Origin of the sequence: Actibacterium atlanticum, from assembly GCF_000671395.1 — a bacterium.
Lineage (GTDB): Bacteria > Pseudomonadota > Alphaproteobacteria > Rhodobacterales > Rhodobacteraceae > Actibacterium_D > Actibacterium_D atlanticum.
Window position 1 is genome coordinate 337,727 of record NZ_AQQY01000001.1, and the last position, 16,023, is coordinate 353,749.

General features: G+C 58.5%; 15 protein-coding genes and 1 tRNA gene. 7 read left to right on the plus strand and 9 right to left on the minus strand.

Annotated features, from left to right (window positions below):
* Genes gpt through fabI form a run of 3 tightly spaced genes read right to left on the minus strand, consistent with a single transcriptional unit; the run spans position 1 to position 1,954 of the window.
* Positions 1 to 504, minus strand: a complete 504-nt coding sequence (gene gpt, locus ATO10_RS01670) for a xanthine phosphoribosyltransferase (protein ID WP_035247181.1) — start codon at positions 502 to 504, stop codon at positions 1 to 3.
* 10 nt (positions 505 to 514) lie between these two features.
* Entirely contained in the window at positions 515 to 1,132 is a 618-nt protein-coding gene (locus ATO10_RS01675; protein ID WP_035247183.1) for a LysE family translocator, read from the minus strand.
* 3 nt (positions 1,133 to 1,135) lie between these two features.
* The gene (gene fabI, locus ATO10_RS01680; RefSeq protein WP_035247185.1) at positions 1,136 to 1,954 is read right to left on the minus strand and encodes an enoyl-ACP reductase FabI; all 819 of its coding nucleotides are present in this window, start codon (positions 1,952 to 1,954) and stop codon (positions 1,136 to 1,138) included.
* A gap of 140 nt (positions 1,955 to 2,094) precedes the next feature.
* Between fabI and pdxH the strand changes: the two genes are divergently transcribed.
* From pdxH to ATO10_RS01715, 7 genes are all read left to right on the plus strand, one after another.
* A complete protein-coding gene (gene pdxH, locus ATO10_RS01685) occupies positions 2,095 to 2,700 on the plus strand; it encodes a pyridoxamine 5'-phosphate oxidase (protein ID WP_035247188.1) in 606 nt (201 codons plus the stop codon).
* A 120-nt stretch (positions 2,701 to 2,820) separates the two neighbouring features.
* Positions 2,821 to 3,372 (plus strand): cold-shock protein, encoded by a 552-nt coding sequence (locus tag ATO10_RS01690; protein WP_035247191.1) that lies wholly within the window; start codon positions 2,821 to 2,823, stop codon positions 3,370 to 3,372.
* Between the two features lie 74 nt (positions 3,373 to 3,446).
* A complete protein-coding gene (locus ATO10_RS01695) occupies positions 3,447 to 3,836 on the plus strand; it encodes a DUF192 domain-containing protein (protein WP_238323332.1) in 390 nt (129 codons plus the stop codon).
* Positions 3,837 to 3,877: 41 nt separating this feature from the next.
* A tRNA-Pro gene (locus ATO10_RS01700) sits at positions 3,878 to 3,954 on the plus strand.
* A 496-nt stretch (positions 3,955 to 4,450) separates the two neighbouring features.
* On the plus strand, positions 4,451 to 8,122 hold the full coding sequence (locus ATO10_RS01705; RefSeq protein WP_035247194.1) for a vitamin B12-dependent ribonucleotide reductase: 3,672 nt from the start codon (positions 4,451 to 4,453) through the stop codon (positions 8,120 to 8,122).
* Between the two features lie 213 nt (positions 8,123 to 8,335).
* Positions 8,336 to 8,686 (plus strand): GrlR family regulatory protein, encoded by a 351-nt coding sequence (locus ATO10_RS01710; RefSeq protein ID WP_035247197.1) that lies wholly within the window; start codon positions 8,336 to 8,338, stop codon positions 8,684 to 8,686.
* A 394-nt stretch (positions 8,687 to 9,080) separates the two neighbouring features.
* Positions 9,081 to 9,323, plus strand: coding sequence for an EF-hand domain-containing protein (locus tag ATO10_RS01715; RefSeq protein WP_035247200.1), 243 nt, complete (start codon positions 9,081 to 9,083; stop codon positions 9,321 to 9,323).
* A gap of 59 nt (positions 9,324 to 9,382) precedes the next feature.
* Here ATO10_RS01715 and ATO10_RS01720 read toward each other — a convergent pair whose 3' ends face one another.
* From ATO10_RS01720 to ATO10_RS01745, 6 genes are all read right to left on the minus strand, one after another.
* Positions 9,383 to 9,997 (minus strand): glutathione S-transferase family protein, encoded by a 615-nt coding sequence (locus tag ATO10_RS01720; RefSeq protein ID WP_035247203.1) that lies wholly within the window; start codon positions 9,995 to 9,997, stop codon positions 9,383 to 9,385.
* An 82-nt stretch (positions 9,998 to 10,079) separates the two neighbouring features.
* Positions 10,080 to 10,991 (minus strand): pirin family protein, encoded by a 912-nt coding sequence (locus tag ATO10_RS01725; RefSeq protein ID WP_035247206.1) that lies wholly within the window; start codon positions 10,989 to 10,991, stop codon positions 10,080 to 10,082.
* 81 nt (positions 10,992 to 11,072) lie between these two features.
* On the minus strand, positions 11,073 to 11,633 hold the full coding sequence (gene ilvN, locus ATO10_RS01730; RefSeq protein ID WP_035247208.1) for an acetolactate synthase small subunit: 561 nt from the start codon (positions 11,631 to 11,633) through the stop codon (positions 11,073 to 11,075).
* 13 nt (positions 11,634 to 11,646) lie between these two features.
* Positions 11,647 to 13,401 carry an acetolactate synthase 3 large subunit gene (locus tag ATO10_RS01735; RefSeq protein WP_035248266.1) on the minus strand — a complete coding sequence of 585 codons (1,755 nt, stop codon included), beginning with the start codon at positions 13,399 to 13,401 and terminating at the stop codon, positions 11,647 to 11,649.
* Positions 13,402 to 13,725: 324 nt separating this feature from the next.
* Positions 13,726 to 14,367: a response regulator transcription factor gene (locus ATO10_RS01740; RefSeq protein ID WP_035247211.1), complete on the minus strand. Its 642-nt coding sequence runs from the start codon at positions 14,365 to 14,367 to the stop codon at positions 13,726 to 13,728.
* The gene (locus ATO10_RS01745) at positions 14,364 to 15,791 is read right to left on the minus strand and encodes a cache domain-containing protein (RefSeq protein WP_238323334.1); all 1,428 of its coding nucleotides are present in this window, start codon (positions 15,789 to 15,791) and stop codon (positions 14,364 to 14,366) included. Before ATO10_RS01745 ends, ATO10_RS01740 begins: the two co-directional genes overlap by 4 nt.
* Positions 15,792 to 16,023 lie beyond the last annotated feature (232 nt).

Consider the following 16,023-nt stretch of genomic DNA (forward strand, 5'->3'; position numbering starts at 1 on the left):
TCAATCCGTGCCGCGATAGGGCTCCACGTATTGCAGCGCCATGTCCCACGGGAAGAAAATCCAGGTATCCTGACTGACTTCGGTGATGAATGTATCCACCATGGGGCGCCCTTTGGGCTTGGCATAGACGGTGCCGAAATGCGCCTTGGGATACAGTTTGCGCACCAGTTCCAGCGTTTTGCCGCTGTCGACCAGATCGTCGATGATCAAAATCCCTGTGCCATCGCCCATCAAGGCGTCATCCGGGGCTTTCAGCACCTTGGCATCCATCTGATCCTGATGATTGTAAGACTTGACCGAGATCGTATCGATGATCCGCACGTCCAGTTCACGGGCAATGATCATGGCTGGGGCCATACCGCCACGGGTGATGGCAACGATGGCTTTCCATGCGCCGTCTTCGGGGCCTTGCCCGTCCAACCGCCACGCCAGAGCGCGACTGTCACGGTGGATTTGATCCCAGCTGATGTGAAAGCCCTTCTCGTGGGGCAGACGATCGCTCATGTCTTGATCCTCAGGTTAGGGCCAGTTTCAGACCAAGGGCGGCCAGAAGGGCTCCGAATACGCGGTCCAGCACGGTCTTCAGGTTTAGGTAAACCTGACGCGTGCGCTCCAGAGAGAATACCCTGCTTACAACAACATTCCAGCCAGCATCGTTGAAAAACACAATGCCCAGAATGACGCCATAGGCCCAAACCGGCGCGTCCGGCGGTACGAAAGTCAAAAACACCGTGCCAAAGAACAGCGCGGGTTTGGGGTTTGCCAGTTGTGTGACAATGCCCAACCAGACCAAGCCAGCCCGTCCGCGCTGGCGCGCGGTCTGGGGCAAATCGCTTTGCATGGGGTCCGGGGCGTGTTTCCACATCTTATAAGCCAGATACAGCAGATAGCTGGCCCCAACCGCTTTCATCACCCACAACAGCGCCGGGGCCAGTTTGAACAATATCGCAAGGCCAAACAGGGCGGCGACGGCCCAGACACAGGCCCCAAGCCCGATCCCGACCGAAAGCCACATGCCGCGTGCCAGACCTTCGCGCAAACTGGTGCGCGCCGCCAAAAGCACGGCAGGGCCGGGCGACATGGCAGCGGCCAGATGCACAAAGTAGATGGCGATCAGGGCGGCAAGGGTCATCGCTTACTTTCGACCCGTAACAGCATCGATATCTGGCGCATCCACGGCTTTCATGCCTACCACGTGATAGCCCGCATCCACATGCAGGTTTTCACCGGTCACACCCGAGCCCAGATCGGACAGCAGGTACACGGCGGATTTGCCAACCTCGTCCTGTGTCACGTTGCGACGCAGGGGCGAGTTCAGCTCGTTCCACTTCATGATATAGCGGAAATCACCGATGCCACTGGCGGCCAGCGTCTTGATCGGGCCGGCCGAGATCGCATTGACACGAATATCGTTCTTGCCCAGGTCTTCGGCCAGATATTTCACCGATGCTTCCAGCGCGGCCTTGGCCACGCCCATAACGTTGTAATGCGGCATGACCTGCTCGGCGCCATAATAGGTCAGCGTCAGGCACGAACCGCCTTCGGTCATCAGCTTTTCGGCACGTTGCACAACGGCGGTGAACGAATAGACCGAGATATCCATGGTCATGCGGAAGTTTTCCGGGCTGGTGTCGACGTAGCGCCCGCGCAGCTCACCCTTGTCAGAGAACCCGATGGCGTGCACGATAAAGTCCAGCTTGCCCCATTCTTTTTCCAGCGCTTCAAACAATGCATCCACCGATGCCTCGTCCGTCACATCGCAGGGTAGAACCAGCGACGAGCCAAGCTGCTCGGCCAGCGGCGCGACGCGTTTCTTCAGTGCATCGCCCTGATACGAGAAAGCAAGCTCAGCGCCATGGGCGGCACAATTTTGCGCGATGCCCCAGGCGATCGACTTATCATTGGCGAGACCCATGATCAGGCCGCGTTTCCCATCCATTAGTTTTGTTGACATTGGGTGCCCTCGAAGACCTTTGTAATTTGCAAAAGCTTTAGGACAATCGCGCTGTCCTATCAAGGGCGGTGCAAACGCGGCGTCGCGGTTGACCGGTGGGCAGCCCGGCTCTAGGTGAATTACAGCAGCTGGAGAAAAATATGTCTGAGAGAACCGGAATCTTTCAAGGGGCTGACCCGTTTGAGATTGCCCGCAGCTGGCTGGCAGAAGCCACCGAAACTGAAATTAACGATCCCAATGCCATGGCGATGGCCACTGTGGATGCCGATGGCATGCCGAATGTGCGCATGGTTTTGTTAAAAGACATCGAGGCAGATGCCTTTGTTTTCTACACGAATTACGAAAGCCAGAAGGCGTCAGAATTAGATTCTGCCGGAAAAGCCGGTTTTGTGTTACACTGGAAGTCGTTAAGGCGGCAGGTGCGGGTTCGTGGCCTTGTCGAACGGGAGGAGGGGCCTCAGGCGGATGCCTATTACCACTCGCGATCTCTCAAGAGCCGTCTCGGTGCCTGGGCATCCAAGCAGTCCAGGCCGCTGTCTTCGCGCACAAGCCTGATGGCAGAAGTGGCGAAAGTGACCGCGACACATGGGACCAATCCGCAGCGCCCGCCGTTTTGGGGGGGCTACAGGATTAAACCCCTAGAGATCGAGTTCTGGGCCGATGGCGCCTATAGGTTGCATGATCGGTTCCAATGGCGGCGTGAAAATCTGTCGTCAGACTGGGTAATTCAGCGGTTGAATCCCTGACATTCGCGTAACGCGAAATGCAACTGTCTGAAATTTGGCAACAATTAACGCTTGAAGTCCTGCGTTAACCTGTCACAAAAGTGCGAGGGGCACTCACTGAACGACTATAGCGAAGCGAAGATGAACGAAGAGGATGACGGCGCAACTCAGAGCGTCACAGGCCGGGTAAAATGGTTCGACCCTGGAAAAGGGTTTGGTTTCGTAGTGTCAGATAATGGCGGGCCGGATATATTGTTGCATGCGAATGTTTTGCGCAACTACGGCCAAAGCTCGGTCGCAGATTCAGCAGGAATCGAAATTTTGGTCCAAGAGACCACGCGGGGTATTCAGGCCGTTCAGGTTCTGTCTATTGCACCGCCGGATCCCGGCGAGTCAAACCCGATGGAAGATCTGAACTTTGCTGACGAGGCGATGATAGCGGACACTCCGCTGTTGCCCGCGCGGGTGAAGTGGTTCGACAAGAGCAAGGGATTTGGCTTTGCCAATATCTTTGGCTCGTCCGATGACGTTTTCGTGCACGTCGAAGTCTTGCGCCGTTCGGGGCTTGCAGACCTGCAACCCGGCGAGGCAATGTGCTTGCGTGTAATGGAAGGCAAGCGGGGCCGTTTGGCCACTCAGGTGTGCTCATGGGAAAACGCGATCGGGCAAGACAACGACGAAGAGGCTGGCTAGGCTTTGTCTTTGTGGCCCTGTGCGCTGGGCTCTTTCCAAATTTGTCTGTTGCCCAATGCCGCGATGACCTTGTCATGCTGCGCGGCGATTGGGGGCAGGCCCGTTTCACCATAGAATTGGCCGACGACGCTTCTGAACGGGCGCGTGGGTTGATGTTTCGTGAAAAACTGCCCTCCAGCCATGGCATGCTTTTTGTTTACCCGTCCCCGCAGCGGGTCGGGTTCTGGATGAAAAATACCCTGATCCCGTTGGATATGGTCTTTGTGGACCCATCCGGGACAGTTCTTCGGATTCATGAAAACGCCATTCCGCATGACCAGACGGTCATTGATGGTGGGGACGGGGTTTTGGCTGTTCTGGAGGTCAACGGTGGCATGGCGCGCCGGATTGGCATTCGTGCTGGTGACCATATGCAACATCCCGCTTTCGGAAGTGAAGCGATCTGGCCCTGTGTGTCGCCTTAGGGGTTTTCTTCCGGTCACGCGCCGGGTATGGAACATCTCGTCGGGGCGTGGCGCAGCCTGGTAGCGCGTCTGTTTTGGGTACAGAAGGTCGTGAGTTCGAATCTCGCCGCCCCGACCATCCCTCATCCGCATCTTGTTGAAAAAGTGATCAAAATTTCTGCACGCGCCAAGCCGCGCTGCGGCGATCGGTTCATGTGTTTTGGCAATTTGGCCGCCTAACCCAATATGTAGTCGACATTTTTCAAAATCCGTCCACATTTTGTTAACAGGCTTGTTACATGGGTGAATCAATTCCTTAACAGGGGCACGCCGAGAACCGGGCTTGGGTCAACGCAAAAAACTTCAATTCTGAGTAAATTTTTTCGTTGACCGTATAGGGCTTCATACGCCACCTTGTGTGGGCCGGTGGGGCGCGACACCACATATAGTGTCGCCGGCGGCGCAAAGGGACAATCACACAGGATGTCGGGTCTGACCCGGCGGAATCACTGCCATGTTTTGGCAGTGGGGGTGCGTTTTGTCCTCTGCGCCACCCGCCCGGCACGAAATATCAGGGCAGGGCGCAACGTCGCCTGTAGCTCAAAAACACAGAAAACTTTGCGACGGGGCAGACAATGAAAATCGAACGCAAATTCACCAAAGACGAAACCGGCGCATATGGTGAACTTGGTTTCACCACCACCAGCTCCGAGATTCGCAACCCAGATGGCACCGTGGTGTTCAGCCTGGAAAACGTCGAAGTGCCGGCTGGCTGGAGTCAGGTCGCAAGCGACGTCATCGCACAAAAATACTTCCGGAAAGCCGGTGTTCCTGCGGTCTTGAAAAAGGTCCGCGAAAAGGACGTGCCGGAATTCCTGTGGCGTTCGGTGCCCGACGAAAAGGCGCTGGCCGCACTGCCCGAGGACGAACGTATCGGCGGCGAAACCTCGGCCAAGCAGGTTTTTGACCGCCTGGCGGGCGCCTGGGCCTATTGGGGCTGGAAGGGTGGCTACTTCACCACCGAGGCCGACGCCAGCGCCTATTACGATGAAATGCGTTACATGCTGGCGACCCAGCGCGCGGCCCCCAACAGCCCGCAGTGGTTCAACACCGGCCTGCACTGGGCCTATGGCATCGATGGCCCCAGCCAGGGCCACTATTATGTCGACTACAAGACCGGCAAGCTGACCAAATCCAAATCCGCCTATGAGCACCCGCAGCCGCACGCCTGCTTTATCCAGTCGGTCAGCGATGATCTGGTTGGGGATGGTGGCATCATGGACCTGTGGGTCCGCGAGGCGCGCCTGTTCAAGTATGGCTCGGGCACGGGCACCAACTTCTCCAGCCTGCGCGCCGATGGCGAGGCCCTGTCGGGGGGCGGCAAATCGTCCGGTCTGATGGGCTTCCTGCGCATCGGTGACCGGGCTGCTGGCGCGATCAAATCGGGCGGCACCACGCGCCGCGCCGCCAAGATGGTGATCTGTGATGCCGACCACCCGGACATCGAAGAGTTCATCAACTGGAAGGTCAAGGAAGAGCAGAAAGTTGCCTCGCTCGTGGCTGGCTCCAAGATGCACGAAGCCAAGCTTAACGACATCTTCGCAGCGATCCGTGCCTGGGATGGCGCCGAGGCTGACGCCTATGACCCCAAAACCAACGATAGTTTGAAAAGTGCAATTCGCAGCGCCAAAAAATCGGCAATTCCCGAAGCCTACATCAAGCGCGTGTTGGATTATTGCAAGCAGGGCTATAGCAGCATCGAGTTCCCGACCTATGATACCGACTGGGATTCGGAAGCTTATGCCACTGTTTCGGGTCAAAACTCGAACAACTCGGTCCGGGTCACCGACGCCTTCCTGAAGGCTGTAGAAACCGACGCCGACTGGGAGCTGGTGCGCCGCACCGATGGCTCTGTTGCCAAGACAATCAAAGCCCGCGACCTATGGGAACAGATTGGCCACGCCGCATGGTCCTGTGCTGATCCGGGTATCCAGTTCCACGACACCGTGAACGCCTGGCACACCTGCCCCGAAGACGGCGCGATCCGCGGCTCGAACCCGTGTTCGGAGTACATGTTCCTGGATGACACCGCCTGTAACCTGGCGTCGATGAACCTGCTGACCTTCTTTAAGGATGGCAAGTTCCAGGCCGAAGATTACATGCACGCCACCCGCTTGTGGACCGTGACGCTGGAAATCAGTGTGATGATGGCGCAGTTCCCCAGCCAGGAGATCGCGCAGCTGTCGTATGACTTCCGCACGCTGGGTCTGGGCTATGCCAACATCGGTGGCCTGCTGATGAACATGGGCCTTGGCTATGACAGCGACGAGGGCCGCGCCCTGACCGGTGCGCTGACCGCGATCCTGACCGGTGTGTCCTATGCCACCTCGGCCGAGATGGCCAAAGAGCTGGGTGCCTTCCCGGGCCACGCCCGCAACGCCGACCACATGCTGCGTGTCATCCGCAACCACCGCAACGCTGCTTATGGCGCGTCCGATGGGTACGAAGCGCTGGACGTGAAGCCGGTGCCGCTGGACCACGCCCATTGCCCCGATGCCAAGCTGATTGATCTGGCCATGGGCGTCTGGGACGAGGCGTTGGATCTGGGTGCACAGCATGGCTATCGCAACGCGCAAGTGTCCGTGATCGCCCCGACCGGCACCATCGGTCTGGTGATGGATTGTGACACCACCGGGATCGAGCCTGACTTTGCACTGGTGAAGTTCAAGAAGCTGGCCGGCGGTGGTTACTTCAAAATCATCAACCGCTCGGTGCCTGCCGCGCTGGAAAACCTGGGCTACGGCAGCGCGCAGATCGAAGAGATCGTGTCCTATGCCGTGGGTCACGCCAGCCTGGGCAACTGCCCCGGCATTAACTCGACCGCGCTGATCGGGCATGGTTTCGGCCCGCGCGAGCTGGAGAAGATCGACGAGGCGCTGCCCTCGGCCTTCGACATCCGGTTCGTGTTCAACCAGTGGACCCTGGGCGAAGAGTTCTGCACCGGCACGCTGGGTATCCCGGCTGAAAAGCTGAACGACCCATCGTTCGACCTGCTGCGCCACCTTGGCTTTACCAAGGCCGACATCGAGGCCGCCAATGACCACGTCTGCGGCACCATGACCCTGGAGGGCGCGCCGCATCTGGACCCGAAACATTACCACATCTTCGACTGCGCCAACCCGTGCGGCAAGAAAGGTAAGCGTTTCCTGAGCGTGAACAGCCACATCACCATGATGGCCGCAGCGCAGTCGTTCATTTCGGGGGCGATCTCGAAAACGATCAACATGCCGAATGACGCAACGATCGAGGACTGCCAGAAAGCCTATGAATTGTCGTGGTCGCTGGGTGTGAAAGCAAACGCGCTGTATCGTGATGGCTCCAAGCTGTCGCAGCCGCTGGCCGCCGCGCTGGTCGAAGACGATGACGAGGCCGCCGAAATTCTGGAAACCGGCACCCCGCAGGAGAAAGCCGCGACCCTGGCCGAGAAAGTCATTGAGAAAGTCGTGATCAAAGAGGTCGCCCGCGGCCGCGAGAAAATGCCCGAGCGTCGCAAGGGCTATACCCAGAAAGCGGTCGTGGGTGGGCACAAGGTCTATCTGCGTACGGGCGAATATCAGGATGGCTCCTTGGGTGAGATCTTCATCGACATGCACAAGGAAGGCGCTGGCTTCCGTGCGATGATGAACAACTTTGCCATCGCCGTGTCGGTGGGCCTGCAATATGGTGTGCCGCTGGAAGAATTCGTCGATGCCTTCACCTTCACCAAGTTCGAACCGGCGGGCATGGTGCAGGGCAATGACAGCATCAAAAACGCCACCTCGATCCTTGACTACATCTTCCGCGAACTGGCTGTGTCCTATCTGGACCGCACCGAGCTGGCCCATGTCAAACCCGAAGGCACCACCTTTGATGACATCGGCCGCGGCGAAGAAGAGGGCGTGTCGAACATCAAAGAGATGTCCGAAAGCGCGGCGTCCAAGTCCTTGGAAGTGCTGAAGCAAATCTCCTCGACCGGCTATCTGCGCAAGCGGGTTCCCCAAGAACTGGTGGTGCTGAACGGCGGCATGGGCGCCACGGCACTGGACAGCTCGGGCGACCCGCAGGCCACGCTGCAAACGCTGGTGCCCGAAACCGCGCAGTCGACCACCGGTCTTGCTTCGGGTTCGGTCAGCATGGACGCCCGCACAAAGGCCAAGATGCAAGGCTACGAGGGCGAAGCCTGCGGCGATTGCGGCAACTACACGCTGGTGCGCAACGGCACCTGCATGAAATGCAACACCTGCGGCGCGACCAGCGGGTGTAGCTAAAAGACTGAGGGTCGGGGCGCGGAACTGGTACTTCCGCGCCCTGGCTTCCCGCCCGCTTAAACGTCGTGAGCGTGCGAGTAACCGAGACGGATGTGAATCCGCCACTAAGGGATGAAGAACACGAACCCACTGGGTGATCAAGAACACGACGAGTTATGCACAGGACCGCCCACAAGAAAGTGGATTTGCCTGTGGAAAAAGGGGACATACAATATGTCTTATGGAAAGTTCGACGGTTCCTACGCCGTTAAATTTCGAAGCAACCTTGGGTCATTTGGCGCCGGAGTTGTAGTGGTTGCTGATCTTCAGGTGAGTGGCGGCGATTCTTGGTTTTCGTTCAACGGCGAGTTCACACCGCGTGGAAGCGATTTGGTTGGCGAGTTGAGCGTTAATCAGCATAGTTCCGGATCGCAGTCCATCTTCGGCCCTCTCAGAAATTTTAAGCTTGTTCTAGAGGGCAAGTTTGTCGGTGAAGTAGGAGAGTTTACTGGATACGTGAAGGGAGCTCCTGAGCTGAAAGTCGCGACGACTCTGAGCCGATTGAATCAGGTCGCTGCGGAGTGATGAAATTCTGACACGGGGCGGGTGCGCTCGCCCCTGACGCGGATAAGGCCGCAGGCAATAAACCGGGCGGTACATAAAGAGTGAGCCTTATCAGCGAAACTGGGGCGCCTTCGGGCGCCCCTTCTTCTTTGCGCTTGATTCTGCCGGTGTCCGTGGGGGTGGTTTTTTGTGCGTCTGACCGCCGATTAGCGGGTGGGGCCCGGGCAGGGGGCCGCTGTCAAGCGCAGCGCCGATTTGGCTGAGCGGGCGCGTGCCGGGCGTTTACACAGATTCGTGCAGGTGTTTGCGCAAAACGGGATGCGCAGGTGGTGGGCATGGTTTGCACCCGGCGGGGTGCGGCATGGTCACCCTAGCGTCGGGCATGTTGCCGGGCGCTTGTTCAAAGGAGTGAACCATGAAGTTTGTACCCGTAGCTGCCACCGTGTTGTTTGGTCTGACCGTCCCCGCCTTGGCCCAGGACAGCGCACCGGTGATGGATGCCGATGCAGACGGTGTTGTCACCATAGAAGAAATCCGCGTGGTGTACCCGGAACTGACCGAAGAAGCTTTTGCCGCTTTGGATGTGGACGGCGATGGCGTTCTGAATGTCGAGGAAACGGCTGTCGCGTCCGAGACGCTGATGGCGCCGCAAAACTGATCCTTTTCGCCCCCCAACGATGGGATCAGAGGGGCGCCTTCGGGCGCCCCTAATTACGTCTAGCCGCCAAAAAATGACGCCGGGGGTTTCATGGCATCCAGCCCCTGCATGCGGTCGATCCAGCCTTGCATCGTGTCCGTGGGTTTGACGCCTGCTTCGGCCAGCCATTGGGTATAGCCCCAGATGGCGCAATCGCCGATGCCGGGGGTCGCGCCGTGAAAAAACGGCTGATCGCCCAGCAACACGGCGAAGTTGGCGCAATCGGCGTCATAGCGGCCTAACAGCCATTCGATCGCGCCGGGCGGAAAGCCTTCGCCGTTGACCCGCTGCGCTTCTTTGAGCTGGGGCAGGCACATGCCGATGCGGTTGGCCTCCCACATCAGCAACTCGCGGCCGCGTTGCAGGGAGCGCGGGTCGTCGCCGCCAAGACATTGAAACCGCGTGGCAATTTCCAAAAGAATCGCGCCTGATTGGGTGTGCGGTACGCCGTCGATCAACAGCAAGGGCACTTCGCCAAAGGGGCTGACGGCCAGAAACTCGGCGGGCCGTGTGTCGCGCGGCGCCCATATGTCGACGGGTTTGGTTTGGTGGTCAAGGCCTGCCAAAGACAGGGCAAGGGCAACCTTGCAGGCGTGACCGGAATCCTTGTGGCCGTATAAAATCAATTCACTCATGAAAATGTCCTTCTTTTGCATTTTCCATATTGGTGGCACGCAGGCCGCCCGCAGGAAAGTGCAAAAGAAGGGACGCGCGGGTTTAGATCGCCGGTTTGATGAAAGTGCCGTTTTGCAGGTCAGACATGGCCTGACGCAGCTCGGCCTGGGTGTTCATCACGATCGGCCCGTGCCAAGCGACGGGTTCCTGAATGGGCCGCCCGGTGACCAGCAAAATGCGCATGCCGTCAGGGCCGGCGGTTACTTCGATCTCATCGCCTGTATCGAACCGCACCAGCGTGCGATTGCCGGTCATGTCGCGAATGTTCAGCTCTTCGCCGGCAAATTCCTTTTCCACCCGCACCCCTTGCGGGGCAGAGGCATCGCGAAATTTCCCTGCGCCTGCAAAGACATAGGCAAAGGCGCTGGCGTAGGTATCCACGGGCAGGCGCTTGGTGGTATTGGGCGGTACGGACACGTCCAGATACATCGGCTCGGCGGCGATGCCGTCGACCGGGCCGGACTTACCCCAGAAATTCCCGGTGATAATCTTCACGCGGGTGCCGTCATCGTCGATTTCTTCGGGGATGTCTGACGCCGTGATGTCCTGATAGCGCGGGGCGGTCATTTTCAGGCTGGAAGGCAGGTTGGCCCACAGCTGAAACCCGTGCATCTGGCCCTTGGCGTTCCCGCTGGGCATTTCCTGATGCATGATGCCCGAGCCGGCGGTCATCCATTGCACCGAGCCTGCGCCCAACTGGCCGCGATTGCCAAGGCTGTCGCCATGTTCGACGGTGCCTTCCAGCACATAGGTGATGGTTTCAATGCCGCGATGGGGGTGCCACGGGAAGCCACGTTTATAGTGCGCCGGGTCATCGTTTCTGAAGTCGTCAAACAGCAAGAACGGGTCGGATTCGGTGGTGTCTCCAAAGCCAAAAGCGCGGTGCAGATGCACGCCCGCGCCCTCCATCGTGGGTTGCGCGTGGGATATGGATTTTACAGGGCGAAAGGTCATGATGCGTCTCCTTTACCCAGTATATGATGCAAAAACGGCGCCCGGGTAGGGGCGCCGTTCAACATAATCTGTGCAGCTATGTCAGACGCCGCGCGCTAAGGCGGCCACGCCGGTGCGTGCCACTTCGATCAGGCCCAAGGGGCGCATCAGCTCGGCGAAGGCGTCGATTTTCTCGGGTGAGCCGGTCAGTTCGAACACAAAGCTCTCCAGCGTGCTGTCCACCGCGTTGGCGCGGAAGATGTCGGCCAGACGCAGGGCCTCGACCCGTTTGTCGCCCGCGCCTTCGACCTTGAAGAGCGCCAGCTCGCGTTCCACCGACGGGCCCTCGACCGTCAGGTCATGCACGTCATGCACCGGCACGATCCGACCCAGCTGCGCCTTGATCTGTTCGATGATCGTCGGCGTGCCGCGGGTGACGATGGTGATGCGAGAGCGGTGGCCTTCGTGATCGACTTCGGCCACGGTCAGGCTGTCGATGTTATAGCCACGGCCTGAAAACAGGCCGATGACACGGGCCAGAACGCCCGCTTCGTTGTCGACAATCACCGCCAGAGTGTGGCTTTCGCGGACATCGGCGTTGGGGTCTTTCAGATCATAGGCCGAATGTTTCGAGAGGCCTTTTTTCAATTTTAAAGCAGACATTTGCAGACCTTTCTTAAACCAAAACCGCGCCTTTGGCGCCGATGGCGTTGGTGGCGTTGGCGTCGCCCAGCAGCATCTCGTTATGGGGCGAGCCTGACGGGATCATCGGGAAGCAGTTTTCGTGCTTTTCCACCAGACAATCAAAGATCACCGGGCCATCATGGTTGACCATCTCCATGATGGCGTCGTCCAGATCGGCGGGGTCGGAGCAGATGATGCCTTTGGCGCCAAAGGCCTCGGCCAGTTTGACGAAATCGGGCAAGGCCTCGGACCACGACGAGCTATACCGCTCGCCATGCAGCAGCTGCTGCCACTGACGGACCATGCCCAGACGTTCGTTGTTCAGGATGAACTGTTTCACCGGCAGGCGATACTGCACGGCGGTGCCCATTTCCTGCATGTTCATCAGCCAAGATGCCTCACCGGCGACGTTCACAACCAGCGCGTCGGGGTGGGCCAGCTGCACGCCGATCGACGCCGGGAAGCCATAGCCCATGGTGCCCAGCCCGCCCGAGGTCATCCAGCGGTTGGGGTCTTCAAACCCGATGTATTGCGCGGCCCACATCTGGTGCTGACCGACCTCGGTGGTGACGTAGCGGTCCATGCCTTTGGTTAGTTCTTCGAACCGCTGCAGGGCATATTGCGGTTTGATGGTCTTTTCCGAGCCGGTGTAGGCAAGGCAGTTGACCTTTTTCCAGTCGTTGATCTGATCCCACCACTGTTTCAGGCCCGACTTGTTGGTCTTGCGACCACGGGATTTCCAGATGCGCAGCATGTCTTCCAGCACATGGGCGACATCGCCGACGATGGGCAGCTCAACATGGATGACCTTGTTGATCGAGCTGGGATCGATGTCGATATGCGCCTTCAGCGAGTCGGGGCTAAAATCAGCCAGACGCCCGGTGATCCGGTCGTCGAAACGGGCGCCGATGTTGATCATCAGATCACAGCCGTGCATCGCCAGGTTGGCCTCATACAAGCCATGCATGCCCAGCATGCCCAGCCAGTTGTCGCCCGACGCCGGATAGGCACCCAGACCCATCAGGGTCGATGTGATCGGGAAGCCGGTGGCATCCACCAGTTCGCGCAGCAATTGGCTGGCGGCATCGCCCGAGTTGATCACACCGCCACCGGTGTAGAAAATCGGGCGTTCGGCGCTTTCCATGGCTTCGACCAAACGTGTGATCGTTTCGATGTCGCCTTTGACAGGTGGGTTGTAGCGCGACTGGATGACCTTGCGCGGCTCGATATAGTCGCCCGAGGCAAACTGAACGTCCTTGGGGATGTCGATCAGAACCGGGCCGGGGCGGCCGGTGGAGGCCACGTGGAAGGCCTCGTGGATGGTGGGCGACAGCTTGTCAGTGTCTTTAACCAGCCAGTTGTGCTTGGTGCAGGGGCGGGTGATGCCCACGGTGTCGGCCTCTTGGAAGCCGTCGGTGCCGATCATGAAGGTCGGAACCTGACCCGAGAAAACCACTAGCGGGATTGAATCCAACAGGGCATCGGTCAGGCCGGTGACCGCGTTGGTCGCGCCGGGGCCCGATGTTACCAGAACAACGCCGGGCTTGCCGGTGGTGCGGGCATAGCCTTCGGCGGCGTGCACGGCGGCTTGTTCATGGCGGACAAGAATGTGCTTGATGTCGTTTTGCTGGAAGATTTCGTCATAGATGGGCAGCACTGCGCCACCCGGGTAGCCAAAGACCACCTCTACGCCGTGGTCCTTCATGGCCTGAACCACCATTTTTGCACCGGTCATCGTTTGTGCCATCTTGTCATCCTTCACGTCACACATTGGCGCTGAAATAAAAAAGCCCCCGTCTTGGCGGGGGCGCATGGGGTACCGTTATGGTGTCCGTTACCGGCCCATGCGCCTGTCTCCTACGACGACGAGAATGCGTTCCATTCCCGGGGTTCCTTTCTAATCGCGTGCGCGGCGACATTATGTGGGTGGAAAAGGGGCGTCAACGGCAAAATTCTATATTTTGTGTCGCTGGAGGTGGTTTTCGTTTTCAAAAATTGCGCAGATCGGCATTTCAGAGAAATTTGCGCGATTTGAAACGGCGAATCCGGTAACTTTCAGGTCGCTTGCGGGCTATATACGCCCAGTTCCCTGCAAAACACCGTGTTCCAGCGCATATCGGGTCAGGCCGGCGGTCGAGCTGATCCCCAGCTTGCGCTTGATATTTTTGCGATGGGTTTCGACCGTGCGGACCGAAATATCCAGTTCAAGCGCGACTTCTTTGTTGGATTTGCCCTGCGCCAGCTGCAACAGGATCGACTGCTCGCGATTGGTCAGCTGTTCGCGTTCGTTTGCGAGCGCAGGCTTTAGCGATCTGGAAGCGCCGGGGCACAGATATTGCTGTCCCGCCATGACCGCATCAATTGCGCGTTTGATCTCTTCGGTTGGAACGTCTTTGAGCACGTAGCCAGCGGCGCCGTGGCTAAGCGCCGAATTGATGTACTCCGAACTGTCATGCATCGACAGGATCAGGATCTTGGTTTGCGGGCGGCGTTCCAGAATGATCTCGGTCGCGGTTAGCCCGTTCACTTGTGGCATGTTCAGATCCAGCAGGATCACATCTGGCGCCAGTGTTTCCAGCTGGTCGATCACCTGTTGCCCATTGCTTAGCGTGCCCACCACGGTCAGATCGTCATAGGTTTCAAGGATCGCCTCAATCCCTTCAGCGACCATCGGGTGATCATCGACAATTGCCACGCGTGATGGTTCACTCATGCGCTGATCCTCTTTTTGGATTTGGTTTGCAGCATATGCGTCAGGGGGACCCGGGCTTCGATCAAAGCGCCGCTGCGGGTTGAAAGCAACCGCAATGTGCCGTCCAGCTGTTCCATGCGTTCCTGCATATTGCGAAGCCCCAGACCGCTGTGCACGGCACCAGAAGCGCCATCGGTTTCAAAGCCGCGCCCGTTGTCTTCGATACGCAGTCGTGCGCCCAGCCTGTCGCCGCGCAAATCCATGGTGACATGATCCGCACCCGAGTGGCGCTCGATGTTGGTCAGCGCTTCTTGCGCCACGCGATAGAGCGCGATTTTGGATTCCTGATCCAGCAGATTTCGGAAAACGACTGTGCGGAAATCAGTTCTAATACCCGTGCGCTGTTCGAACTCTTCGGTCAGAGCGTGCAGGGCAGGGCCAAGGCCCAGATCGTCCAGAACGCCGGGGCGCAGGTCGCGCGAAATCCGGCGGACCTCTTGGATGGCGCCGTTCAGGCCCGAAATGCTTTTCTCGACCCCTTCATGGGCGCGGCTGTCGCCCAGTTTCAGGCGGCGCGCGGTCAGCTCCATCATATAGCGCACGCCGACCAGCATCTGGCTGATACTGTCGTGCAATTCGCGCGCCACGCGGCCGCGCTCTTCTTCCTGTGTGTCGAAAATCCGCTGGGTCAGTTGCTTGAGCTTGGCATCCGCAAGGCGCCGCTCGCGGATGTTGATGACCAGCCCGGACATAAAGACCAGCAGCACGGCTGCCATGGTGATCACCCCGATCAGCTGAAACGTATGGGTGACGCGCGCTTCGGTTTGGGCACGCGAGGCGGCGACGGTCTTTTGGATATCGTCGATGAATATGCCGGTGCCAACGACCCACTTCCAGTCTTGCAATCCGATGACATAAGACACCATTTGCGCCTGATCTCCGGTGGACGGTTTGGTCCAAAGATAGCTGTGATACCCCCCGCCGGTGCGCGCTAGTTCGATCAGCCGGTCCACCACCTGTGTTCCGTTGCTGTCGGTCAGCCCGGCCCAGTTGCGGTTAATGAATTCGGTTTGGCGCGGACTGACCAGATTGGTGCCGTCATAGTCATAGACAAAAAAGTAGCCATCCTGCCCGTAAATCATGGAAGACAGGATTTGCGAAACATCAACCTTTGCGGCTTCGTCGTCGGGCAGGGCGCGCCCATACTTGGCCAGAAAGGCGGTGCGCGCCAGCGACAGATAGTTTTTCAACTCGGCCTTCTTGGCGTCAATCAGCTGGGTCTCTAGTGCGGCGATTTCCCGTTCCGACATCTGACGCGACTGGTGCACCACGACCACCGAAATTGCCGCCGCCGCCAGCAAGAGAGGCACAGTCGCCGTAAAGAACAGCTTTTGCGCATAGGTCAGCTTGATACGGCTGAACGGGTTCAAGGGCGAGGCGGTCACGTCTTGTGGTCTCCTGGGGGCCAAAGCGGCATGTCTTAGCATGGGCAGACAGATGCTTGGCGTCAATCGTCTCACCGATGCGCAACATTTAGGCGAAAACATTGAGGTTTTTCCGGATTTTCTGGCGATCTACGTACTACTTGGTATTTATTCTAATCCTGTGGCTCGTTACGGTTTTTCCACTAGATACGATCCGCCCGCCAAAGGGTGGGCTTTTCATGGGAGGAAATAC